The organism is Jannaschia sp. GRR-S6-38, assembly GCF_029853695.1.
GTDB classification, from domain to species: Bacteria; Pseudomonadota; Alphaproteobacteria; order Rhodobacterales; family Rhodobacteraceae; genus Jannaschia; species Jannaschia ovalis.
In genome coordinates this window covers 2,520,055-2,542,019 of the sequence record NZ_CP122537.1, presented here as the reverse complement: position 1 = coordinate 2,542,019, position 21,965 = coordinate 2,520,055, and the positions used below count along the sequence as shown (strand labels likewise).

Here is a 21,965-nt window from a genome sequence, read left to right as displayed (position 1 = left end):
ACAAACGTGACAGCCGACCCGATCGTTCCGACCCGCAGCCCGGCCACATACCCAGTCGCCGCCATTGCCGCGGCGCAGCGCGGGCGTTACGAAACCGTCACAGACGGAGAGATGCCATGGCCGAGTTCCAGAAGATCCTGATCGCCAATCGCGGCGAGATCGCCATCCGGGTGATGCGCGCCGCCAACGAGATGGGCAAACGCACCGTCGCCGTCTATGCCGAGGAGGACAAGCTGGGCCTGCACCGCTTCAAGGCGGACGAGGCCTACAAGATCGGCGAGGGTCTGGGCCCGGTCGCCGCCTATCTGTCGATCCCCGAGATCATCCGCGTCGCCAAGGAATGCGGCGCCGACGCGATCCATCCGGGATACGGTCTGCTCTCCGAGAATCCCGAATTCGTCGATGCCTGCACCGAGGCCGGTATCACCTTCATCGGCCCCCGGGCCGAGACGATGCGAAAGCTGGGCGACAAGGCCAGCGCACGCAAGGTCGCGATCGAGGCCGGCGTGCCCGTCATCCCCGCCACCGAGGTGCTGGGCGACGACATGGACGCCATCCGCAAGGAGGCCGCCGAGATCGGCTACCCGCTGATGCTGAAGGCCAGCTGGGGCGGCGGCGGGCGCGGCATGCGCCCGATCGAGAGCGAAGACGAGCTTGAGGAGAAGGTGCTGGAAGGCCGCCGCGAGGCCGAGGCCGCCTTCGGCAACGGCGAGGGCTATCTGGAGAAGATGATCCAGCGCGCCCGCCACGTCGAGGTGCAGATCCTCGGCGACACGCATGGCAACATCTACCACCTCTACGAGCGCGACTGCTCGGTCCAGCGCCGCAACCAGAAGGTCGTCGAACGCGCCCCCGCCCCCTACCTCTCCGACACCCAGCGCGAACATATCTGCGCGCTGGGCAAGAAGATCTGCGAGCACGTGAACTACGAATGCGCGGGCACGGTCGAGTTCCTGATGGATATGGATTCAGGCGAATTCTACTTCATCGAGGTCAATCCCCGCGTCCAGGTCGAGCACACCGTCACCGAGGAGGTGACCGGCATCGACATCGTGCAGGCCCAGATCAAGATCGCCGAGGGCAAGTCGCTGACCGAGGCCACGGGCGTCGCCAGCCAGTATGACGTCAAGCTGGACGGCCACGCGCTGCAGACCCGCGTGACGACCGAGGACCCGGCCAACAACTTCATCCCCGATTACGGCCGCATCACCACCTACCGCTCGGCCACGGGCATGGGTATCCGGCTCGACGGCGGCACCGCCTATTCGGGCGCGGTCATCACCCGCTATTACGACAGCCTTCTGACCAAGGTGACCGCCTGGGCGCCCACGCCCGAGGCCGCGATCCGCCGCATGGACCGGGCCCTGCGCGAATTCCGCATCCGCGGCGTGTCGACCAACATCGCCTTCGTCGAGAACCTGCTGAAGCACCCGACCTTCCTGTCGAACGAATACACCACCAAGTTCATCGACGAGACGCCGGAGCTGTTCGACTTCAAGCCGCGCCGCGACCGCGCCACGAAGATCCTGACCTACATCGCCGACATCTCGGTCAACGGGCATCCCGAGACCGAGGGCCGCCCCCGCCCGCCCGCCGACACCCGCGCCCCGGTCGTGCCCGCGCTGATGGCCGAGACGCCGCCGCCGGGCTCGAAGACGCTTCTCGAGGAGAAGGGCCCCAAGGCCGTCGCCGAATGGATGCTGGGCGAGAAGCGCCTGCTCCTGACCGACACGACCATGCGCGACGGGCACCAGTCGCTGCTGGCGACGCGGATGCGCTCGATCGACATGGTCCGCGTCGCACCCGCCTATGCCGCCAACATGCCGCAGCTCTTCTCGATGGAATGCTGGGGCGGGGCGACCTTCGACGTGGCGTACCGCTTCCTGCAGGAATGCCCGTGGCAACGCCTGCGCGACCTGCGCGCGGCGATGCCCAACCTGCTCACTCAGATGCTGCTCCGCGCCTCGAATGGCGTGGGCTACACCAACTATCCCGACAACGTGGTCCAGAGCTTCGTGGCCCAGGCCGCCGAGACCGGCATCGACGTGTTCCGCGTTTTCGACAGCCTGAACTGGGTCGAGAACATGCGCGTCGCGATGGACGCCGTGCTCGAGACCGGGCGGATCTGCGAGGGCACGGTCTGCTATACCGGCGACATCCTCGATCCCGACCGGGCCAAGTACGACCTGAAATACTATGTCGGCATGGCCCGGCAGCTGGAGGATGCGGGCGCGCATGTGCTGGGCCTCAAGGACATGGCGGGCCTTCTGAAGCCCGCCGCGGCGCGCGTCCTCATAAAGGCCCTGAAGGAGGAGACGGGCCTGCCCGTGCATTTCCACACCCATGACACCGCGGGCATCGCCTCGGCCACGATCCTCGCCGCCGCCGAGGCGGGCGTCGACGCGGCCGATGTCGCGATGGACAGCCTGTCGGGCAATACCAGCCAGGCCACCTTCGGCACCATCGTCGAGGCGCTCAAGGGCTCCGAGCGCGACACCGGCATCGACATGACCGCGCTGCGCCGCATCGACGAATACTGGGACGCCGTCCGCGCCCAGTATCTCGCCTTCGAGAGCGGCATGCAGGCCCCCTCCTCCGAGGTCTATCTGCACGAGATGCCGGGCGGCCAGTTCACCAACCTCAAGGCACAGGCCCGCTCCATGGGCCTCGAGGAGCGCTGGCACGAGGTGGCGCAGATGTACGCTGATGTGAACGTCATGTTCGGCGATATCGTGAAGGTCACGCCTTCCTCGAAGGTGGTGGGCGACATGGCGCTGATGATGGTCGCGCAGGGCCTGACCGTCGATCAGGTGCTCGCGCCGAAATCCGATGTCAGCTTCCCGGACTCGGTGATCGACATGCTGAAGGGCAACCTGGGCCAGCCCCCAGGCGGCTGGCCGAAGGACCTGCAGAAGAAGGTCCTCAAGGGCGACAAGCCCCTGACCGACCGCCCGGGCAAGCACCTGAAGCCCGTCGATCTCGAGGGGGTGCGCGCCGAGATCGCCGCCAAGCTCGACCAGGAGATCGACGACGAGGATCTCAACGGCTACCTGATGTATCCCAAGGTCTTCACCGACTACGCCGAGCGCCACCAGATCTACGGCCCCGTCCGCGCCCTGCCGACGCCCGTCTTCTTCTACGGCATGAACCAAGGCGACGAGATCGAGGCCGAGATCGACCCCGGCAAGACGCTGGAGATCCGCTGCGTGGCCTTCGGCGAGACCCATGAGGACGGCGACGCGCGCGTCTTCTTCGAGCTGAACGGCCAGCCCCGCGTCATACGCGTGCCCGATCGCAAGGTCACCGGGGCCGCCGCCAAGCGCCCCAAGGCCGAGCCGGGCAATGCCGACCATGTCGGCGCACCGATGCCGGGCGTCGTCGCCTCGGTGGCGGCGCAGGTCGGCGCCAAGGTGCGCAAGGGCGACCTTCTGCTGACCATCGAGGCGATGAAGATGGAAACCGGCCTGCATGCCGACCGCGACGCCACGGTCGCGGCCGTCCATGTCGCACCGGGTGCCCAGATCGACGCGAAGGACCTCTTGGTGGAGCTGGGCTGAGGCCCGCTCCGTTTCGCCCCCGGGAACAGTCTCCCCCGGATCGGCCGCATGTTGCGCGAACCGGGGGCCCAACGCCCAGATCTCGCCCGCGAATGACCACGGTTCCGTCAGGGATGCCCGCTAAATTGCTTGGAATTCCTGTCTGTCCGAGTGGTTCACATGTCTGTATTCACGCCCCATCTTCGCCGCTTCCGCGCGGATCAGCGCGGCGCGATCTCCGTCGACTACGTCGTCATCACCGCGCTCGCGATGGGCGTGGCGGTCGCCGCGAGCGAGGAGATCATGAGCGGCATGGGCTTCCTCGCCGCGACCGTCGATTCCGAGCTTTCGGGCTCCGAGGTCGATTCCGGAACCATGCTGTCCTACCGCGATGGCTTCGACAATGGCGCGGGCGACTGGCTGGGGGCCGAGGCGACCGAGGTCTTCGGCGTGGGTAAGGTCCTGGGGCCGATCCCCGGCAGCAATGGCGAAATCTCCGTCTCGCGCAGCTTCGCCATCGACCCGAGTGCCGAATATGCCGAGCTCAGCTTCGATCTCCTGGCCTTCGACGGGCTGCAGGGCGAAAGCGGCTATGTCTACGTGAACGGTCAGGCGGTCGGCTACGTGACCAGCCTTCTGGGCGAGACAGTCATCACCCCGATCGAGACCGCGGGTATTCAGCTGACGGGCGCGGTGATCGACAACGCGGTCGAACTGGGCGGCGCCTCGATCAACCGCGAGGACTCGCTCGACAGCCGCTCCAGCCTGCAGATCCGCGTCGCCGACCCGGGCGCGGAGCTGGTCTTCGGCTTCGGCTCGGATGCGGCCGGCGACGTCAATACCGGCAGCTTCGCGCTGGACAATTTCCGCGTGACCGGCCTCCTGGACCCCGACGCCGCGACCGTCGCGCAAGTGCCCGTGGATAACGGCCAAACCGGCACCAACGGCTGATCGGCGAACCGCGCCGGCCCGGCCCCGAATCGCGCGGGGCGGGTGTGCCGCGCATTCCGCCATCCGGGCCCAGAACCGGGCCGCAGGCCGCGTTTTTCCGCTTGCACCGGACCCGGCCATTTCCTATCTGACCATCACCGAAGCGGGCGGGCGTAGCTCAGGGGTAGAGCATTACCTTGCCAAGGTAAGGGTCGTGAGTTCGAATCTCATCGCCCGCTCCAATTCGGACAATGCGAAAGCCCCCGGCCAGCGATGGCCGGGGGCTTTCGCGTTTTCGAAGGCGTCAGGAGTCAGGCGGCCAGCAGGCGCGACAGGCCGGGTTTGATCACCGGGCGCGCGGTCGGGCCATAGGCGGCCAGGTCGGCGCGCAGCTCGGGACGGTTCTCGAACAGGCGCGCACGGTCCCCATCCGCGACGTATTCCAGGCCCCAAGCCGCCGGCAGGAAGGTCTCGGCCTCCGCGCCCTCGGCGAAGATCACCGCGTGATGGGGGGTCAGCAAATGGAAATAGTTCACCGGCCCCGTGCCCTCCTGCACGACGCCCGCGCCGTCGACCAACGCCTTGGCCGGGACCAGGACCTCCTCCTCGCCGAAGAGAAGCTGCGCCCGCCAGCCGCTGACGAGGATGCGATGCTGCGGAGAGACGCGCAGCGCCCGCGCGTTGCCGATCGTGCCAGGCGCGAAGCGCACCGGCGCCTGCGTGCGATCGGCCAGGATGTTGCGCGCGCCGACCCAGTCGAGCGGCTGCGGCCCTGCATCGCGCGTCAGGACGAGGTCGCCCTCGCGCAGCGTCTCGATCGCGCGCGCGCCGCGCGGCGTGTCGATCAGCGTGCCCCGCGCGAAGCAGATCACGCTTTCGATCTCGTTGAAGGTGACGGTCGTCCCGTCGCTCAGAAGCGCGGTGCCCGACAGCCCGCCATTGGCGTCGTCGGTGTTGGTATAGGTGATCCCGCCGCTGACCCAGAGGCCGTTCAGGTCCAGCGTGTCGCCGCCCGTCTCGCCCGTCTCGCCGCCGGTGACGGTCAGGTTGCCGCCGCCGGTCCGGGTCGGGTCGATCAGAAACAGATCGTCGCCATCGCCCCCCGTCGCGGTATCCGCATCGCCGACGATCAGCGTGTCGTTGCCCGCGCCGCCTGCCAGCGTGTCCGCGCCGTTGCCCCCGTCGAGGCTGTCATCGCCATCGCCGCCCGACAGGCTGTCACCGCCCCCGCCGCCCAGCAGCGTGTCCGAACCCGCACCGCCGTTCAGCGTGTCCGCACCGGCGCCGCCTTCCAGGCTGTCATTGTCGTCCCCGCCATCCAGGCTGTCGGCACCGTCGCCGCCCTGCAGCAGGTCGTCGCCGGCCCCGCCGGACAGCGTGTCGGCCTCAGCGCCCCCGTCCAGAGTATCCGCCCCAGCGCCGCCCAGCAGCGTGTCCTGGCCCAGCCCGCCCGACAGGCTGTCGGGGCCGTCGCCGCCGTCGAGGCTGTCATTGCCGGCCTCACCCTCAAGCGTGTCGGCGCCGATCCCGCCTTCCAGTGTGTCTGCGCCGTCGCCGCCCAGGATGCTGTCGTCGCCCTCCTGGCCCTGCAGGCTGTCGTCGCCGCCATCGCCATCGATCGTGTCGTTGCCCGTGCCGCCCAGCACCGTGTCGTCGTCGGAGCCGGCGAAAACGCTGTCATTGCCCGCGCCCGCGTCGATCAGGTCGGCATTGCCCTGGCTCGTGACGACGTCGAAATTGATATCCGAGAAGAAGACCGCTTGCTGCGTGTTCCCGCCGTTGTCGTAGTCGACGACGACGCGCTCGACCGGGCCGGAGATCGTCACCAGGATCGCGCCCGCCGCCTGGTTGGGCTGGTCGCTGTCGTTGAGCAGCGCGGTGACCGTGTTGCCCGAGACGGAATCGTTGCCCAGAATCTGGATATCGACAGCGACGGGGTTTCCCTGCGCGTCGAAGGCGTCGATCGTCAGGATGTCCTGGAAGTTGTTCGCACCGTTCACGACCGAGTCGATATCGGTCACGACGAACTGGACGTTATGGACCTCGGTCGACTTGCCGCCGCCCGCGACCGCGTCAAAATCGATCGTCAGCGTGGTGTTCGTCGCGTTGCCGTTGGCGAAAAAACGCGCCGACGATCCCGTCGGAAACCCGGTGCCCGGCGGCGAATAGATCGGATCGGGGTTGCCGTCGCCATTGCCGTCGTAATTGGCGAGGAAGGTCGAGCCCGCGGGCAGGCTCGAGGTGATCGTGACGTCCACGCCTGCGACCGTCTGGGTGGCCCCCGCCGCGAGGTTCTGATTGTTTCCGTAATCCGACCAGTTGAACGTGCCCTGCTCGGTGGGCGAGGTCATCAGGTCGTTGTTGTCGACCTTGTCGCCATTCGGGTCGCCCTCGTAGTCGCGATCGATGACGTCGTCGCCCGAGGTGCCCAGCACCGTCCCGTCATTATAATCGGCGTAGTCGAACTGGGTATTCTGGCTGGTCTGAGGACTACCGTCGAACTGGACGACTTCGTATTCGCGGCCTTCGACCAAGGGTTGCGACGACAATGTGTAGAAGGCCCCCGTGCCGCCGGGATTGACCTGCACGACGCGGATCGACTCGCCCGTGATCGTGTCGCGGAGTTCCCAGAACCGTTCCGCCTGAATCGTGACGTCGGTCCCGTTGAAGCCCGGCATGTCGAAATCGGCTCGCGCCGTCTCGGACCGGTTGCCGTCGGTGAGCGCGAGCTCCTCGCCGCCGGTGCCATTGTCGAACACCGTGACCGATCCGTCCGTCGCACCCCCGCCGGTCCACGTGACGAAATCGCCCGCGTTTCGCGAAAGGATCGCGTCGGGATTCGCGTCGTAAAGACCTAGGACATACGTCGGCATTGGTTAACTACACTGCTCAGTCCGCTTTTCCGTTCTTGCGCGGATGCGGTTCTATAGCCGAACTTCCGCCGAATTCTGTCAAGATTGTGACAAACTGTTCGTTTCGTCACGTCCGATCCACAACCGGGGCGAGAATGCCACGCGCGTCGCTAGCGCGTCCCGCGCTGCCCCTTTCGTACCGCGCCCCCGCGGCCTAAGAGACCGGGGCACAATTCGGGAGCGCAGCCCATGCGGCAGGCCACCATCACCCGCAAGACGGCCGAGACCGACATCTCGGTGACGCTCGATCTCGACGGGACCGGGCGCTACGACAACGCGACCGGCGTCGGGTTCTTCGACCACATGCTGGACCAGCTCGCGCGGCATGCGCTGATCGACCTGACGGTGCGCTGCCACGGCGACACCCATATCGACGACCACCACACGGTCGAGGACGTGGGCATCGCGCTGGGCCAGGCGCTGACCCGGGCCATGGGCGACAAGCGCGGCATCCGGCGCTACGGCGCGTGCCTTCTGCCGATGGACGACGCGCTGGTGCGCGCCGCGCTGGACCTGTCGGGGCGGCCCTATCTGTGCTGGAACGTCCCGATGACGGCCCCCGCGATCAAGGGCTTCGACACCGAGCTGGTGCGCGAATTCTTCCAGGCTTTCGCCACCCATGGCGGCATCACGCTGCATGTCGACGGGCTGCGCGGCATCAACGCGCATCACATCGCTGAGGCGGCCTTCAAATCGGTCGCCCGCGCGCTGCGCGACGCGCTCGAGACCGATCCGCGCAAGGCCGATGCCATTCCCTCGACCAAGGGAACGCTGTGACGTGACCACCGTCCTCGTCGATTACGACAGCGGCAACCTGCATTCCGCGCAGAAGGCCTTCGAACGCATGGCGCGCGAGACGGATGCCGGTCCGGTCCTCGTCTCCTCGCGCCCCGAGGATGTCGCCCGCGCCGACCGCGTGGTCCTGCCCGGCGACGGCGCCTTCCCCGCCTGCCGCCGCGGACTGCAGGGCTTCGCGGGGCTGGAAGACGCGCTGATCGAGGCCGTCGAGACCCGCGCCGTGCCCTTCCTCGGCATTTGCGTCGGCATGCAGATGCTGGCCACGAAAGGCCTCGAATACGAGGAGGTCGCGGGCTTCGGCTGGGTGCCCGGCACGGTCGAGCGCATCGCGCCGTCGGATCCCGCGCTCAAGATCCCGCATATGGGCTGGAACGACCTCGTGCTGACCGGATCGCATCCGATCCTCGACGGCATCGCCACGGGCGATCACGCCTATTTCGTCCATTCCTACCAGATGCGGGTGGCCGACGCCGCCGACCGGCTGGCCCATGTCGATTACGGCGGCCCGGTCACCGCCATCGTCGCGCGCGGCAACGTGGCCGGCACGCAGTTCCACCCCGAGAAAAGCCAGCGCACCGGCCTGCGGCTCATCGCCAACTTCCTGCGCTGGAGACCCTGAGGGTTTCGGACCGCCGGTGCGGTCCGATCCGCCGGGGGCGCCGACGCCAGACCCACGGGCTCGTTGCGGCCGCCGGAAGTCCGGTCGCGAAAACGGCCCGCGCGGGGCGGGCCGTTCCTCGAAGATCGAGGGTCAGATTTACTGAACCTTCACCCAGTTCTGGCGGGCGCAGAACAGGCCGCCGGCGACGCAGCCGCGCAGCGCCATCTGGTTGCCGTTCAGCTGGATCTTGCCGAGATAGACCTTGTCGTTCGACGGGCGCCAGACGCGGCCCTCATAGGCGCCGTCGCCCTGCGCGGCCATGTTGCGGACGATCTGCTTGCCCTTGTTGGGGCTCTCGTACTCGCCCGAGGCGTTGAAGGTCCGGCTGATCGTGCCGCAGTAATTGCCGCCGCAGGGCGCGATGGTCACATAGGCGAAGCTGCCGTCATCGGGCTCGGTCTGCCAGACGCCCTCGATCGGGTCGGCGGCATGGGCGGCGCCGGCGAGGCCCGCGGCGGCGATCAGGGTCAGAAAGAAGCGTTTCATGTCAGGTCCCTCCCTAGGAAACTGGGCCGGACCCTGACGTGGCGACAGCGAAACTGGCAAGCGTGACGTTTCGGCACGGACTTCCGTTCGCCGCCCGATTGCGGCATGGCGGGCGCGACCCGAGGCCCGGCAGGGAGCGCCGACCATGATCCTCTACCCCGCGATCGACCTGAAGGACGGACAGGCCGTGCGGCTGGTCCATGGCGAGATGGACAGCGCCACGGTCTTCAATGACGACCCGGCGGCGCAGGCCCGCGCCTTCGCGGATGCGGGCTGCGAATGGATTCACCTCGTCGATCTGAACGGCGCCTTCGCGGGCCGGCCCGTCAACGCCGCCGCGGTCGAGGCGATCCTCGCCGCGATCGACCGCCCGGCCCAGCTGGGCGGCGGCATCCGCGACATGGCCACGATCGAGGCCTGGCTGCGCAAGGGCCTGGCCCGGGTGATCCTGGGCACCGTCGCCGTCGAGGACCCGGATCTGGTCCGCGACGCGGCCCGCGCCTTCCCCGGCCAGGTCGCCGTCGGGATCGACGCGCGCGGCGGGCGCGTGGCCACCAAGGGCTGGGCGGAGGAGACCGGCGTGACGGCTCCCGACCTCGCCCGCCGCTTCGAGGACGCGGGCGTGGCGGCCATCGTCTATACCGATATCGATCGCGACGGCGCGATGGGCGGGCCCAATGTGGACGCGACCGCGGCGCTGGCCCGCGCCGTGGACATCCCCGTCATCGCCTCGGGCGGCGTGTCTTCGCTGGCGGATCTGCAGGCGCTGGCGGCCACCGGCGTGATCGCGGGCGCGATCTCGGGCCGGGCGCTCTATGACGACGCGATCGATCTGGCCGAGGCGTTGGCCGCGCTGAAGGGCTGAGCGCGCCCGACCCCCCCGGGGGTCAGGACGGGTCGGCCGCCCGCCAGGCCGGCAGGACGATCTCGGCCACCGTCCATCCGCTTCGCGCGCGAGCGTCAGCTCGCCACCGTGAAGCTCCACGATGCGCCGGCTCGTCGTGAGCCCCAGACCCAGCCCGCCCTGCGTGCCCCGGTTCGCCAGATCGCCCCCAACCCGGAACGCCTCCAGAAGCGCCGCGATCTCGCCCTCCTCCAGAACGCCGTCGTCGCGGATCGCGAAGCGCGTCACGCCATCCGCCTCGCGCGTGAGGTCGAGGCGCAGCTCGTGGCCCCCGTGGCCGATCGCGTTCATGACGAGCCCGGTCAGCGCCACCTCCAGCATCGGCCGGTCGGCGCAGAGCGGGACGGCCGCCTCCGGCAGCGCGGCCACGACCGTCTTGCCACCCTCCACCGCCGCCGCGCGCGCCGAGGCCGCGAGGTCGCGCATCAGTGCACCGGCGTCGAAATCCGCCTCGTTGAGCTGCCGCTCGCCCGTCGCGAGGTCGCTGTAGTTGAGGATGCTCTCGAGAATATCGCGCAGCGACTCGCCCGCCCGCGTGACCGAGGCGAGGATCGCCGCCTCCGGATCGGCGTCGATCCGGCTCTGCAGGATGCGCGCATAGCCTAGGATGACCGTGAGCGGGGTCCGCAGCTCGTGATTGATCAGCGTGAGGAAGTCGGAATGCGCCCGGGCGAGGCATCGGCGGGGCCCGGCGCGTCGGGCTGGCGGCGCGGCGTCACCTCGCGCGGCGTCACTGCCCGCGATGGCACCGCGCAAGCGCCAGTCCTCTCCCCCGGCACCTCATCCGCGCCGTCGAGATGCGCCGCGGGCGGTGGCGGATCCCCGCCCTCCAGGATCTCGGCCGCCTGCCGGGCCAGCGCGCGCATCCGGTCCATCACCGCCGGCGAGGGGGCGTCGCGGGGCGCGTAATCGAGGGCGCAGAGGCTGCCCACCCGGAAGCCCGAGCGCAGCACGATCGGCGTGCCGGCGTAGAAGCGGACATGGGGCGGATTGACGACGACGGGATGGGTGCGAAAGCGCGGCGTCTCATGCGTGTCCGGGATGACGAGGTCGCGGTCGCTCAGGATCACATGGGCACAGATCAAATAGTCCCGCGCCGTCTGCCGCTGGGGAAAGCCGCTGCGCCCGGAGAAGACCTGCCGGTCGGTATCCACGAGGCTGACGAGACCCGTGGGGCAGCCGGTCACCCGGCGCACCTCCGCCGCGAGCGCGTCGAGCCGCGGATCGCCGCCTTCGACCAGCCCGCAAGTCTGGTCGAGCGCGGCCTGCCGCGCCGCTTCGTTGCTTGGAACCGGAAAACTCGGCATCGCGCCCTCGCCCGCCCTAGTGGGGCGGCCTCTAGGCGGCGGAGCTTAAGGGAGGTTTAAGGCCCGGATTTCATCCGCGGCGTTACGCGGGCCGCTCACTCGCGCGCGGCGGCCTCGGTGGCGAAGCGCTCCAGGGCGCCGGCGATCCGGCCCCGCGCCTCCAGCTCGGGCGTGATCTCCAGCCCGCCGAGCATCGCGTCCAGATCCTCCCAGACGATGACCGACCCGCCGTCGCTGGCATGGACCAGAACGCGCAGCGGCAGATGCAGCCCCGCGCGCAGATCCTGCTGCATCACCGGCGTCCCAAGCCGCGGGTTGCCGAAGATCAGAAGCTGCGCCTCCGGCAGCTCCATCTCGACCGAGGCGGCGCCGCCCGAATGGTCGACGCGGGCGAAGACCGTCGCGCCGGCGTCGCGGACCGCGGCCTCCAGCCGGTCCATCGTCTCGGCCACCGGCCGGGGCGAGAGCATGCTATTGTAGTCGTCTTCGATCGATCGTGCCGCGGCGGGCGCGGCGGCGAGGGTCAGGGCGAGACAGGCGGCACGGAACATGGGGCGTTCTCCGATGGGTTGCGCTCGAAGGAAACGTCCCCGCACCCCCGCGCGTTCCGTGGCCTTGCAAGCGGGCCCCGGACGGGCCAAACCCCGCCCATGCTGAAGACCCGCATCATCCCTTGCCTCGACGTGGCCGACGGGCGCGTGGTGAAGGGCGTCAATTTCGTCGATCTGCGCGACGCGGGCGACCCCGTCGACGCGGCCCGCGCCTATGACGCGGCGGGCGCGGACGAGCTGTGTTTTCTAGACATCCACGCCACGCATGAAAACCGCGGCACCATGTATGACCTCGCCACCCGCACGGCCGAGGCCTGCTTCATGCCGCTCACCATCGGCGGCGGCGTGCGTACAGTCGAGGATGTGCGCAACCTGCTGCTCGCGGGTGCCGACAAGGTCAGCTTCAACTCCGCCGCCGTGGCCGACCCGGACGTGCTCAGCCGCGCCGCCGACCGCTTCGGCAGCCAGTGCATCGTCTGCGCCATCGACGCGAAGACCGTGGCCGGCGGCCGGTGGGAGATCTTCACCCATGGCGGCCGCAAGCCCGCCGGCATCGACGCGGTCGAGTTCGCGGCTCTGGTGGCCGAAAAGGGCGCGGGCGAGATCCTGCTGACCTCGATGGACCGCGATGGCACGCGCGCGGGCTTCAACCTGCCGCTGACCCGCGCGATCAGCGACGCGGTCCCGGTGCCGGTGATCGCGAGCGGCGGGGTCGGCACGCTGGACCACTTGGTCGAGGGCGTGACCGAGGGTGGCGCCAGCGCCGTGCTCGCCGCCTCGATCTTCCATTTCGGCCATTTCACCATCGCCGAGGCCAAGGCCCACATGGCCGCCGCCGGCATTCCCGTCCGCCTGGAGGATTGACGATGCACACGCTCGACGCCCTGTGGCAGACCATCCAGGCCCGCCGCGACGCCGATCCCGACGAGAGCTGGACCGCCAAGCTGATCGCCCGCGGCCCCGAGAAATGCGCCGAGAAATTCGGCGAGGAGGCCATCGAGACGGTGATCGAGGCCGTGCGCGGCGACCGCGCGCGGCTAGCCGAGGAAGGCGCCGATCTACTGTATCATTTTTGCGTCATGCTGGCCGCCGCGGATGTCGATCTGGCCGAGGTGATGGCGCGTCTCGAAGCGCGAACCGGCCGCTCCGGAATCACCGAGAAAGCGAGCCGCGCGGACTGAGCGACGGCGTCCCCCGACGCCCCGCCCCGAACAATGCGCCGCGGGCGGGCCGGAAGACGGATCACGATTTCGAGCGGGAAAACCGGAACTTGGACGGCGGTTCCGGGTTAGGTGCAAGACGGCGCTCCGGGTGCGGAACCATTGCGCCGCCTTGCATGTTTCCGTGACGGCCAACCTGCAAACAGGCCGCCACGTCAACGCTCAGGAGACTAAGATGAAAACCCTTCTTGCGTCCACCGCGATCGCGCTGGGCTGTGTCGGCATGTCCCACGCGGCTTCGCACGAAATGGCGGGGCAACTCTTCGTCGAGCGGGTCGAGACGCAGGCCCTCCGCGCCTCCGACCTGATGGGCAAGCGCATTTACGCCAGCGGGACGGAGATCGACCCGAGCGCAGGTCTCTCCGACGACTGGAACGACATCGGCGCGGTCGAGGACGTGATCCTCGGCGACGCGGGCGGCATCGACATGATCGTCACCGAGATCGGCGGCTTCCTGGGACTGGGCGAGCGCGAGGTGGCGCTGGACCTGGATCAGGTGACCCTCGTCCCCAGCCCCGAGGCCGCCGGCGGCTTCGTCCTCGTCCTCCAGGGCACTCGCTCCGAAATCGAGAACGCACCCGCTTTCGACGACGACTTTCCCTCGGGCCGCACCGCCGCGGTCCGCGCGATCGGCAACGAAGGCTCGGGCATGACGACGATGGACTCGCCCAATATCGAGACGGTGACCGCCGGCGGCTCGACCGAGCGGCTGTCCGACGGCTTGGCGGAAGGCGTCGGCACCGACACCCGGCCGCTCGACGACGGAACCGTCGTCAACAACCCGCAGACACCCGCAACCGCGGTGATCGCGGATGGCGAGGTCGAGGCGGAAGCGCCCTCGACCGACATGATCGACAGCGGCGGCGATGCGGCTGGCTCCGACGGTAACGCGGCGCAAGATGACGCAAGCGGCCCGCAGACCTTCATCCCGGGCCTCGAATTCGCGAAGACCGCCCCGATGATCGAGCGTGAGGGCTACAGCCCCCTGATGCAGAACACGCTGCGCCTGCCCGAACTGGCGGGCGTGCCGGTCTTCGACACCAACGACACCGCGATCGGCGATATCAGCTATGCCTTCGTCCCCGGCACCCGCGACAGCGAGCAGGCGGTCGTCGTCGTCTCGATCGGCGGGTTCCTCGGGATCGGCGATCACGAGGTCGCCATGCGGGCCGAGTCGATGACCTTCGTCGACGGGCCGGACGGGATTGTCGCCTATGTCGACGCGACCCGCGAGGAGCTGGAGACGCTGCCCGAATACGAGGGCTGAGACGGCCCCGACGGCCCTATGAACGGCGCGCCGACCGGCGCGCCGTTTCGCGTTCAGTCGAGCTTGGAGCTGATCCGCCCCGTCGCGAAGCCGCCCATCCGCAATTCGCTGTGCAGCCGCTGGTATTCGATCTTCGGGCAGCGGTTCTCGATGAAGGTGACGCCGGCCTCCGCGCACATCGCCCGCGCCTCGGCGCTGATCACCCCGATCTGCAACCAGACGCAACGCAGCTGCGGCAGGACGCGCAGCCCCTCCGCGACGATCGCGGGCACGGCCTCGGGGCGGCGGAAGATGTCCAGCACCTCCACCGGCTCGTCGATCTCGGACAGGTCCGCCCGCACGGTCGCCCCGAACAGCTCCGTGCCCGCATGGCCGGGATTGACCGGCACCACCCGGAAGCCCCGCAGCGACAGGTAACGCGCCACGTAATGGCTGGGCCGCACCGGGTTGGGCGACACGCCCACGCAGGCGAAGGGCCGCGGCGGCGTCAGGATCTCGCGCAGGAGCGCGTCGGAGGGGCCATCGGTCATGGCGCGCAGGAGACGCGAAAAAAAGGCCCGCGGCAATGAAGACGCGGGCCGAGGTACGGAACGAGGGACAGTGAACAGAAGGCGGCGGTTCCGGAGCCACCCTCCACAGACACGTAGGAAACTGCCCTCGCCCCGGAAAGTTCCGATCACGAAATCGTTTTTTCGCGGCCGGAGGGATCAGTCAAAGATGTCCTCGACCTCGTCCCAGATTTCGGCGGCGATCTTCTGCCAGAGCGGCCGTTTCGGCTTCTTTTTCTTCGCCTTGCGCGGGCGGGCCGGCGCCGTGTTGACGACGGGCCGCGGGCGCGGTGTCTTGAGGGGCTTCATCACGTGCAGCGGCGCCCCGCAAGAGCCGCAGGCCAATTCGTGACCGCCATGCGCGGTATTCCGCAACACGGTCCGGCGGCTGCAATAGCAGCAGGTCGCGATCTTCGGTTCAGCCATCCCGTCCCTCCCGCAACGCATAGAGCGCCACCGCCGCCGCGTTCGACACGTTGAGCGACCCGAACCCGCCCGCAGGGTCGATGCGCACCATCCGGTCGCACAGGCTCCGCGTCCGCTCGCGCAGGCCGGGTCCCTCGGCGCCCAGCACGATCGCCGCGGGCCGGTCGCGCAGATCGGCCGCGGCCGCGCCCAGCGTCTCGGGCGCGTCGCCATCCATGCCGATGCAGAGATAGCCCAGCGCCTTCAGCCGCTCCAGCGCGTCGCCCAGGTTGCCGAGCCGCAGATAGGGTTGCCGTTCCAGCGCCCCCGAGGCGGTCTTGGCCAGCGCCCCGGTCTCGGGCGGGGAATGGCGCGCCGGCGCGATGACCGCGCGGGCGCCGAACACCTCGGCCGAGCGCAGGATCGCGCCCACGTTATGCGGGTCCGTCACCCGATCCAGCGCCACGACCAGCGGCGCGCCCTGTCCGGGCCGCGCCACGTCCTCCAGCCGTCCCCAGTCGAGCGCGCGCACCTCCAGCGCGGCCCCCTGGTGCACGCTGCCGGGATCGATCGGCACGTCGAACTTGCGCGGATCCACGATCTCGGGCGTCATCCCCGAGGCCGGCACCGCCTCGCCCAGCCGGTCGGCGGCGTTCTTCGTCAGCACCAGCCGCAACCGCTCGCGCATCGGGTTCGACAGCGCGTCGCGCACCGCGTGCAGGCCGAACAGCCAGATCGTCGCCTGCGCCGCCGCGCGGCGGTCCCGCTCCTTCTCGACGACCCATTTCGGCTTCTGCGCCATGCGTTTTCTCCCGGCTGAAGCTGCGCTTATGGCCCGCGTCGGACGGCGTCACAACACCGCTTGACCCCATCCGGGCGGGCGTTTATCCGGGCCCCCGTTGGGCGACAGGCCGCAAGGTGTGGCAGGGGACTGTAACTCCCTCGCGGAGACGCACGCCTGGTTCGATTCCAGGGTCGCCCACCACTCTCCTCCCGGAAAGGTTCAAATCCGCGCGTTTCGCGCTTGGGTTGTGCCTGCCCTCGGCGCTAGGGTCCCCCTGGGAACCAGGGGAGAGGAACCATGATCCGACATATCTTCGCAGCCACGCTTCTGGCGCTCGGCGGGGCCTCCGCGGCCGCCGCCTGCCCGGATTGGCAGCTCAACGGCCAGACCGGGCGCTACTCGGGCGCCGACCTGTACCAGCCGCGCTATTTCGAGATCGTCGCCGGCGGCGATTTCAGCCTCACGCGCAACTGCCCGCAGATCTACCGGCAGCTGCGCTCGGACAAGGGCGAGGGGTTCTTCCCGCAGGCCCCCGACTTCACCATCGAGACGCCCGGCATGAAGGGCTACCGGCTCGAGATCGCGGTGGTCAGCGACTGCGACAGCGCGCTGCTCGTCAACACGCCGGCGGGCAACTGGTATTACGACGATGACGACAACGGCAATCTCGACGCGATGATCTCGCTCACCTCGCCCTCGTCGGGCATTCTCGACATCTGGGTCGGCACGCATGACGGCGCCTATTGCGACGCGCAGCTGCGGCTCGAGACGTTCAACTAGGCCGCGGACCGGCTGGGCGTCACTCGACCACCATCCCGGTCAGCAGATGGGCGAAACCCGCGCCGTGCATGTCGCGGTCGCGCAGGCTGCCCTGCACCTCGGGACGCGGCAGGCTCAGCTTGACGACCTGCAGATCCGGCAAATCGAAGCGCTTCACCCCCGCCGATCCCAGCCGGGCCGCGAAGGCCGCGGTCGGGATCGCCGCCACCCGCGCATAGCTGCCAGGCTCGCAGAACAGGTCGATCGTCAGCCAGAACGGTCCCGCGTTCTTCGAGCGGATGCGCGCCAGGTCGCCCAGTTCAGCCATCGACCACCTCCAGCCGGAAGGCCGCCATCGGGTCGTCCAGCGCCAGCACGTGATGAAGCACGAAGGCGTATTGCGGGCCCAGGTCGCATTCGGGCGGCGAGAACGGGAAGGCGAAGGTCGGCATCGGCTCCTCGGGGGTCAGCGGGTGGTGCAGCAGAAGCGGATTGACCAGCTTCGCCACCTCGCGCGCGGCCTCGGGCGTGTCGGCCACGATCTGCGCCATCACGCCGATCTCGTCGGGCACGGCCCGCCCGGGCTCCGCCGCGCCCAGCGTCGCGTCGCGCCCGATCCGCCGCAGCTCCAGGTCGTAGCCCTGCCCGGGCATCCGCGCCGCGATCCGGGCCCGCGCGCGGGCCTCCAGCGAGGCGCACCATGCGTCGATCCCGGCCACGTAGCGCGGGTCGCGGATCAGCACGAGGCTCATCACGCCGTGCCCCGCCATCCGCGCGGCCTCCAGCTTAACGGTATAGGGACCCGGGATCCATTCGCTTCCCTCGACCCGCACCGCGCGGCCCTGCGGGCCGTAGGTGGCGGCGGAGGTGTCTAGCCGGCCGCCCGGCTCATGCAGCACGACGGGATCGGCGTTTTCGTAGAGAAGGTGCGCCGCGACCGTGCGCGGCGTGGCCCGGCTGGCTTCGGCCATGGGCGTGACAGTGAAGCCGGTAGCGTCGAACAGAAGCTCGATCACCCCCGTATCGGGATGCGTGCAGCAGAGCGCGCCGCATTCGCCGACCTTCGCCCCGTGCCAGGCCGCGCCCGCATGGCAGCCCCGCGCCAGCGGTAGCGCCGCCAGGATCGCCGTGTCCGTCGCCCGCCCGCAGATCACGATATCGGCCCCGGTCGCCAGCGCGGCCTGCACCTGCTCGGCCCCGGCCAGCGCGACGATATTGGTGCAGTCGGCCAGCATCTCCGGCCCCACCTCCGGCGCGCCGGGCAGCGGCGTCACGCGGTCCCAGGCGGCGGCCAGCCCGGCCGCGTCCTGGTCGGAGTAGAGCAGTGCGATCTTCGCCTGCCGTCCGGCGCGCGCGAGGTGGTCGCGCGTGATCTCCAGCATCCAGTCCACCGCCGCCCCCGCGCCGCATGTGCCCGCCGTGCCGATCACCAGCGGGCAGCCCGCGCGATGCGCCGCGTCGATCAGCGTACCCCACTCGCCCGCGATCTGCGCGCGGGCGTATTTGCTGACGCCGCGCCCCAGATAGGACGGCCCGCTATCGGTCGAGCCGCCGTCGATGGCGATCAGGTCCGGGCCCCGCGCCAGCCCCGCCTCCAGCGCATCGGCATCCCAGCCCAGCCCCAACGCACCGGCGGGCACGAGGATGCGGACGGGGGTCATCTCGCCTCGCCCGACGGGAACCGTCGGGCAGCGCCCGCACCGCCCCCCCGGGGCGGGCGCTCTTCAACGGGTTCACGTCGCATGACGCTCGCGCCTGTGACGACCGGCGCGGGTCGCGGCAAAGCCCCGGCGGTCCGGGCGCAGCCCTCGCGCCTCAATCCCGCGGCAGCGCATGGTCCGGCACCTCGGGCTTGCGGATGATCCGCCGCAGGAAGAGCGGCGCCACGAAGCCTAGCACCGCCGCCGTCCAGAGCCCGATCGAGATCCCCGAGGAGAACAGGAAGGTCACATCCCCGTCCGACAGGATCATCGCGCGGCGCAGGTTGTCCTCCATCGCGTTGCCCAGAAGGATCCCCAGGATCACCGGCACGGTCGGGATGTCGAGCTTGCGGAACAGCCAGCCCATCGCCCCGAAGCCGATCATCAGGAGCAGGTCGAAATAGCTGCCCGTCAGCGAATAGATCCCCACGAAGCTGACCATCATCACCCCCGGCAGCAGAAGCTGCGGCGGCACGGTCAGCACCTTCACGAAGACCTTCACCAGCGGCACGTTCATCGCGAGCAGCACGAAATTGGCGATCAGCAGCGAGGCGATCAGGCCCCAGACGACCTCAGGCCGGTCGGCGAAGAGCGTCGGGCCCGGCGTGATGTTCAGCGTCATCAGCACCGCCAACAGCACCGCCGTCGTCCCCGATCCAGGCACCCCCAGCGTCAGCATCGGCACCAGCGCCCCGCCCGCGGCCGAGTTGTTGCCCGCCTCGGGCGCCGCCACGCCCTTCGCGACCCCGGTCCCGAAGCCGCCTTTGTCGCCGGCGATGGATTTCTCCATCATGTAGGTCAGGAAGCTGCCCAGCGACGCGCCCGCCCCCGGCAGGACGCCCGCCACGAAGCCCAGCGCCGACGAGCGCAGCATCGTCCAGCGCACCGCCCAGATCTCGCGCCAGGGGACGGTGACCTTGTCCAGCTTCACGCCCAGCGCGGTGTTCTTGCCGTGGCTCTCGATGAAAACGAAGACCTCGGACACCGCGAAGAGGCCGACGATCGCGACCAGGAAGTCGACGCCGTCGAACAGGTGCAGATTGCCGCCGGTGAAGCGCGGCAGGCCGGTCTGGTTGTCCAGCCCGATCATTGCGATCCCCAGCCCGATGGCCGAGGCCAGCGCCGCCTTGGCCTGGTTCTTCGACGCGATGCCCCCCAGCGTCGAGAAGGCCAGCAGGTAGAGCGCGAAATACTCCGCCGGACCGAAGAGATAGGCCACCCGCGCCAGCATCGGAGCGATCAGCAGCAGCGCGATCGTCGCCAGCAGCGCGCCCACGAAGCTCGCCACGCCCGAAATCACCAGCGCGTCCCCGGCCCGCCCGTTGCGCGCCATGGGATAGCCGTCGAGGCAGGTCATCATCGCGGGCTCGTCGCCCGGGATGTTGAGCAGGATCGAGCTGATCCGCCCGCCATACATCGCGCCGTAATAGACCGCCGTCAGCAGGACCAGCGCAGCGGTGGCGTCGAGCCCCATCGAGAAGGTGATCGGGATCAGGAGCGCCACGCCGTTCGACGGGCCGAGCCCCGGCAGCGCGCCCACGATGGTCCCGATGAAGCAGCCCAGGATCGCCAGCATCAGCGTCCAGGGGCTCAGCGCGACCGAGAAGCCCAGCGCCAGGTTCGACAGGATATCCATCTCAGGACAGCCCCGCCGGAAGCGCCGACAGCCCCAAGCCCAGCACGAAGCGGAACAGCGCGAACAGCCCCAGCGACAGGCCCAGCCCCGCCAGCAGGGCGTAGCGTGGGCGCGCGTCGATCTGGTAGCTCAGCACCCCCGCCGCGATCGCGGTCGGGATCAGGAAGCCCAGCGGCTTGAGCGCATAGGCATAGCCCACCAGCACCCCCACCGCGACGGCCAGCGCCCCCCAGGTCCGGGCGCGCGGCCAGTCCGGGTCGGCATCGGGCTTCAGCACCATCACCGCACCGCAGATCGCGCAGACTCCGGCCACCAGCAGCGGGAAGGTCTTCGACCCCACCGGGTCCGACATGAAGCCCGTGCGCAGCTGCATCGCCGCCGCCGCATAGGCCACCGCCCCCAGAAGGACGGCGACTCCGAAGATGCGGTCGCCCTTGCCGTGGCCCAAATCCATGCGCGTCCCTCCCCCGGAAAGCGGACGGGCCGGCCGTCGCAGGCCGGCCCGTCCCATCACGTCACTCGATGATGCCGATCTCGCGGCTCAGCGCCTGAACATCGGCGATGTTCTGGTCGATGAAAGCCTGGAAGTCGTCGCCCACGACGGTGAAGGGCGCGAGGCCGTTGGCCTCCATCGCTTCCTGCCATTCGGCGCTGTCGGCCACCGCCTGCAGCTTGTCGGCCCATTCCTGGAAGCGCGCATCCGAGATGTCCTTCGGGACATAGAGCCCGCGCCAGTTCACCGCGACCACGTCGTAGCCCTGCTCCTTGGCGGTCGGGATGTCCTCGAAGCCCGGCACGCGCTCCTCCGTCAGCACGGCCAGCACGCGCACGTCGCCCGACTCGATGAAGCCCACGACCTCGGACATGTCGCCGGTCATGCCCTGGGTGAAGCCGCCCACCGTCTGAGTGATCGCATCCGCGCCGCCATCGACGCCGATATACTTGATCTGGCGCACGTCCTCGACGCCCGCCTCCTGCGCGAGCTGCAGCACCTTCAGGTGGTCGAAGCCGCCCGCGGCCGAGCCGCCGGCGAAGGCGACCGATCCCGGATCCGCCTTCATCGCGTCTAGCATCGCGCCCAGATCGGCGAATTCACTGTCCGCGCCCACGACGATCACGCCCGGATCGGCGCCGATGGCGCCCACGAAGCGGACCTGGTCGGCCGTCGCGCCGCCATAGGCGTCCTGCGCCAGCCGCGTCGCGGTGGCCTGGCTCGCCGCGATGATCAGGTCGGCATCGTCGCCACGCTCGTTGACGACCGACTGGAAGGCCAGGCCGCCGCCGCCGCCGGCCATGTTGGTGACCTGCACCGGCTGATCGACCGCGCCGATATCGTACATGATCTTGCCGATCTGGCGGCAGGTGAAGTCCCAGCCGCCGCCGGGGTTTGCGGGCGCGATGCATTCGGCCGCTGAGGCCGCGCCGCCCACGAGGATTCCGGCGCCGACGATCAGCGCCTTGAAGCGATAGGTCATGTTGTCCTCCCATGTCCGGCCCCGTCTCCCGCGGGGCCGCCGCCCCCACGGTAGCAAGCGGGCCCCGTCGCGCAACCGCTTTCACC

Annotated in this window: 21 protein-coding genes, 2 tRNA genes and 1 pseudogene; 11 read left to right on the top strand and 13 right to left on the bottom strand. The window is 69.4% G+C overall.

The window, feature by feature from the left end:
• Positions 1-116: 116 nt before the first annotated feature.
• From P8627_RS13080 to P8627_RS13070, 3 genes are all read left to right on the top strand, one after another.
• Positions 117-3,557: a pyruvate carboxylase gene (locus P8627_RS13080; RefSeq protein WP_279964584.1), complete on the top strand. Its 3,441-nt coding sequence runs from the start codon at positions 117-119 to the stop codon at positions 3,555-3,557.
• Between the two features lie 159 nt (positions 3,558-3,716).
• Entirely contained in the window at positions 3,717-4,487 is a 771-nt protein-coding gene (locus tag P8627_RS13075; RefSeq protein WP_279964583.1) for a hypothetical protein, read from the top strand.
• A gap of 146 nt (positions 4,488-4,633) precedes the next feature.
• Positions 4,634-4,708 (top strand) — tRNA-Gly (locus tag P8627_RS13070).
• A 69-nt stretch (positions 4,709-4,777) separates the two neighbouring features.
• On the opposite strand, the gene P8627_RS13065 is transcribed toward P8627_RS13070, so the two are convergent.
• Entirely contained in the window at positions 4,778-7,339 is a 2,562-nt protein-coding gene (locus P8627_RS13065) for a Hint domain-containing protein (protein WP_279964582.1), read from the bottom strand.
• Positions 7,340-7,567: 228 nt separating this feature from the next.
• Between P8627_RS13065 and hisB the strand changes: the two genes are divergently transcribed.
• Both hisB and hisH read left to right on the top strand, forming a co-directional pair.
• Positions 7,568-8,155, top strand: a complete 588-nt coding sequence (gene hisB, locus P8627_RS13060; protein WP_279964581.1) for an imidazoleglycerol-phosphate dehydratase HisB — start codon at positions 7,568-7,570, stop codon at positions 8,153-8,155.
• Between the two features lies 1 nt (position 8,156).
• Entirely contained in the window at positions 8,157-8,795 is a 639-nt protein-coding gene (gene hisH / locus P8627_RS13055) for an imidazole glycerol phosphate synthase subunit HisH (protein WP_279964580.1), read from the top strand.
• A 138-nt stretch (positions 8,796-8,933) separates the two neighbouring features.
• On the opposite strand, the gene P8627_RS13050 is transcribed toward hisH, so the two are convergent.
• Positions 8,934-9,323 (bottom strand): DUF2147 domain-containing protein, encoded by a 390-nt coding sequence (locus tag P8627_RS13050; RefSeq protein WP_279964579.1) that lies wholly within the window; start codon positions 9,321-9,323, stop codon positions 8,934-8,936.
• 145 nt (positions 9,324-9,468) lie between these two features.
• Between P8627_RS13050 and hisA the strand changes: the two genes are divergently transcribed.
• Positions 9,469-10,188, top strand: a complete 720-nt coding sequence (gene hisA, locus P8627_RS13045) for a 1-(5-phosphoribosyl)-5-[(5-phosphoribosylamino)methylideneamino]imidazole-4-carboxamide isomerase (RefSeq protein ID WP_279964578.1) — start codon at positions 9,469-9,471, stop codon at positions 10,186-10,188.
• A gap of 138 nt (positions 10,189-10,326) precedes the next feature.
• Here hisA and P8627_RS17085 read toward each other — a convergent pair.
• From P8627_RS17085 to P8627_RS13030, 3 genes and pseudogenes are all read right to left on the bottom strand, one after another.
• A pseudogene (locus tag P8627_RS17085) lies at positions 10,327-10,983 on the bottom strand (sensor histidine kinase); the annotation flags it as partial.
• Complete coding sequence (locus P8627_RS13035; RefSeq protein WP_279964575.1) at positions 10,869-11,534, bottom strand: GAF domain-containing protein; 666 nt, start codon at positions 11,532-11,534, stop codon at positions 10,869-10,871. The pseudogene P8627_RS17085 and the gene P8627_RS13035, both read right to left, overlap by 115 nt.
• Positions 11,535-11,629: 95 nt before the next feature.
• Positions 11,630-12,085, bottom strand: coding sequence for a DUF302 domain-containing protein (locus P8627_RS13030; protein WP_279964573.1), 456 nt, complete (start codon positions 12,083-12,085; stop codon positions 11,630-11,632).
• A gap of 99 nt (positions 12,086-12,184) precedes the next feature.
• On the opposite strand from P8627_RS13030, the gene hisF reads away from it, so the two are divergent.
• The 3 genes from hisF to P8627_RS13015 all read left to right on the top strand — a co-directional run bounded on the left by hisF (position 12,185) and on the right by P8627_RS13015 (position 14,572).
• A complete protein-coding gene (hisF, locus tag P8627_RS13025; RefSeq protein ID WP_279964572.1) occupies positions 12,185-12,949 on the top strand; it encodes an imidazole glycerol phosphate synthase subunit HisF in 765 nt (254 codons plus the stop codon).
• Between the two features lie 2 nt (positions 12,950-12,951).
• Positions 12,952-13,266 (top strand): phosphoribosyl-ATP diphosphatase, encoded by a 315-nt coding sequence (locus P8627_RS13020; RefSeq protein WP_279964571.1) that lies wholly within the window; start codon positions 12,952-12,954, stop codon positions 13,264-13,266.
• 214 nt (positions 13,267-13,480) lie between these two features.
• A complete protein-coding gene (locus P8627_RS13015) occupies positions 13,481-14,572 on the top strand; it encodes a hypothetical protein (RefSeq protein ID WP_279964570.1) in 1,092 nt (363 codons plus the stop codon).
• 53 nt (positions 14,573-14,625) lie between these two features.
• Here P8627_RS13015 and P8627_RS13010 read toward each other — a convergent pair whose 3' ends face one another.
• The 3 genes from P8627_RS13010 to P8627_RS13000 form a co-directional block, all read right to left on the bottom strand.
• Positions 14,626-15,102, bottom strand: coding sequence for a CoA-binding protein (locus P8627_RS13010; RefSeq protein ID WP_279964569.1), 477 nt, complete (start codon positions 15,100-15,102; stop codon positions 14,626-14,628).
• A 177-nt stretch (positions 15,103-15,279) separates the two neighbouring features.
• Entirely contained in the window at positions 15,280-15,546 is a 267-nt protein-coding gene (locus P8627_RS13005; RefSeq protein ID WP_279964568.1) for a hypothetical protein, read from the bottom strand.
• Positions 15,539-16,327 (bottom strand): TrmH family RNA methyltransferase, encoded by a 789-nt coding sequence (locus P8627_RS13000; RefSeq protein ID WP_279964567.1) that lies wholly within the window; start codon positions 16,325-16,327, stop codon positions 15,539-15,541. Before P8627_RS13000 ends, P8627_RS13005 begins: the two co-directional genes overlap by 8 nt.
• 99 nt (positions 16,328-16,426) lie before the next feature.
• Between P8627_RS13000 and P8627_RS12995 the strand changes: the two genes are divergently transcribed.
• Together P8627_RS12995 and P8627_RS12990 are read left to right on the top strand one after the other, a co-directional pair.
• Positions 16,427-16,510, top strand: a tRNA-Tyr gene (locus P8627_RS12995).
• A 96-nt stretch (positions 16,511-16,606) separates the two neighbouring features.
• A complete protein-coding gene (locus P8627_RS12990; RefSeq protein WP_279964566.1) occupies positions 16,607-17,089 on the top strand; it encodes a hypothetical protein in 483 nt (160 codons plus the stop codon).
• A gap of 19 nt (positions 17,090-17,108) precedes the next feature.
• Here the strand turns inward: P8627_RS12990 and P8627_RS12985 are convergent, their stop codons facing one another.
• The 5 genes from P8627_RS12985 to P8627_RS12965 all read right to left on the bottom strand — a co-directional run bounded on the left by P8627_RS12985 (position 17,109) and on the right by P8627_RS12965 (position 21,879).
• Complete coding sequence (locus tag P8627_RS12985) at positions 17,109-17,396, bottom strand: DUF4387 family protein (RefSeq protein WP_279964565.1); 288 nt, start codon at positions 17,394-17,396, stop codon at positions 17,109-17,111.
• A complete protein-coding gene (locus P8627_RS12980) occupies positions 17,389-18,729 on the bottom strand; it encodes an acyclic terpene utilization AtuA family protein (protein ID WP_279964564.1) in 1,341 nt (446 codons plus the stop codon). The genes P8627_RS12985 and P8627_RS12980 overlap by 8 nt, the downstream gene beginning before the upstream one ends.
• Positions 18,730-18,883: 154 nt before the next feature.
• A complete protein-coding gene (locus P8627_RS12975; RefSeq protein WP_279964563.1) occupies positions 18,884-20,404 on the bottom strand; it encodes a tripartite tricarboxylate transporter permease in 1,521 nt (506 codons plus the stop codon).
• Between the two features lies 1 nt (position 20,405).
• Positions 20,406-20,858, bottom strand: coding sequence for a tripartite tricarboxylate transporter TctB family protein (locus tag P8627_RS12970; protein ID WP_279964562.1), 453 nt, complete (start codon positions 20,856-20,858; stop codon positions 20,406-20,408).
• 61 nt (positions 20,859-20,919) lie between these two features.
• Positions 20,920-21,879: a Bug family tripartite tricarboxylate transporter substrate binding protein gene (locus tag P8627_RS12965; protein WP_279964560.1), complete on the bottom strand. Its 960-nt coding sequence runs from the start codon at positions 21,877-21,879 to the stop codon at positions 20,920-20,922.
• Between the last annotated feature and the right edge of the window lie 86 nt (positions 21,880-21,965).

What these genes read in the sequence shown, in the direction of transcription:
- P8627_RS12975 (WP_279964563.1), bottom strand. Translation starts at nt 20,404, where the DNA reads ATGGATATCCTGTCGAACCTGGCGCTGGGCTTCTCGGTCGCGCTGAGC.
- hisA (WP_279964578.1), top strand. Translation starts at nt 9,469, where the DNA reads ATGATCCTCTACCCCGCGATCGACCTGAAGGACGGACAGGCCGTGCGG.
- P8627_RS13000 (WP_279964567.1), bottom strand. Translation starts at nt 16,327, where the DNA reads ATGGCGCAGAAGCCGAAATGGGTCGTCGAGAAGGAGCGGGACCGCCGC.
- P8627_RS13065 (WP_279964582.1), bottom strand. Translation starts at nt 7,339, where the DNA reads ATGCCGACGTATGTCCTAGGTCTTTACGACGCGAATCCCGACGCGATC.
- P8627_RS13050 (WP_279964579.1), bottom strand. Translation starts at nt 9,323, where the DNA reads ATGAAACGCTTCTTTCTGACCCTGATCGCCGCCGCGGGCCTCGCCGGC.
- P8627_RS12985 (WP_279964565.1), bottom strand. Translation starts at nt 17,396, where the DNA reads ATGGCTGAACTGGGCGACCTGGCGCGCATCCGCTCGAAGAACGCGGGA.
- hisB (WP_279964581.1), top strand. Translation starts at nt 7,568, where the DNA reads ATGCGGCAGGCCACCATCACCCGCAAGACGGCCGAGACCGACATCTCG.
- P8627_RS13015 (WP_279964570.1), top strand. Translation starts at nt 13,481, where the DNA reads ATGAAAACCCTTCTTGCGTCCACCGCGATCGCGCTGGGCTGTGTCGGC.
- P8627_RS12990 (WP_279964566.1), top strand. Translation starts at nt 16,607, where the DNA reads ATGATCCGACATATCTTCGCAGCCACGCTTCTGGCGCTCGGCGGGGCC.
- P8627_RS12965 (WP_279964560.1), bottom strand. Translation starts at nt 21,879, where the DNA reads ATGACCTATCGCTTCAAGGCGCTGATCGTCGGCGCCGGAATCCTCGTG.
- P8627_RS13080 (WP_279964584.1), top strand. Translation starts at nt 117, where the DNA reads ATGGCCGAGTTCCAGAAGATCCTGATCGCCAATCGCGGCGAGATCGCC.
- P8627_RS12980 (WP_279964564.1), bottom strand. Translation starts at nt 18,729, where the DNA reads ATGACCCCCGTCCGCATCCTCGTGCCCGCCGGTGCGTTGGGGCTGGGC.
- P8627_RS13020 (WP_279964571.1), top strand. Translation starts at nt 12,952, where the DNA reads ATGCACACGCTCGACGCCCTGTGGCAGACCATCCAGGCCCGCCGCGAC.
- P8627_RS13030 (WP_279964573.1), bottom strand. Translation starts at nt 12,085, where the DNA reads ATGTTCCGTGCCGCCTGTCTCGCCCTGACCCTCGCCGCCGCGCCCGCC.
- P8627_RS13035 (WP_279964575.1), bottom strand. Translation starts at nt 11,534, where the DNA reads ATGCCGAGTTTTCCGGTTCCAAGCAACGAAGCGGCGCGGCAGGCCGCG.
- P8627_RS13005 (WP_279964568.1), bottom strand. Translation starts at nt 15,546, where the DNA reads ATGGCTGAACCGAAGATCGCGACCTGCTGCTATTGCAGCCGCCGGACC.
- P8627_RS13010 (WP_279964569.1), bottom strand. Translation starts at nt 15,102, where the DNA reads ATGACCGATGGCCCCTCCGACGCGCTCCTGCGCGAGATCCTGACGCCG.
- P8627_RS13075 (WP_279964583.1), top strand. Translation starts at nt 3,717, where the DNA reads ATGTCTGTATTCACGCCCCATCTTCGCCGCTTCCGCGCGGATCAGCGC.
- P8627_RS12970 (WP_279964562.1), bottom strand. Translation starts at nt 20,858, where the DNA reads ATGGATTTGGGCCACGGCAAGGGCGACCGCATCTTCGGAGTCGCCGTC.
- hisF (WP_279964572.1), top strand. Translation starts at nt 12,185, where the DNA reads ATGCTGAAGACCCGCATCATCCCTTGCCTCGACGTGGCCGACGGGCGC.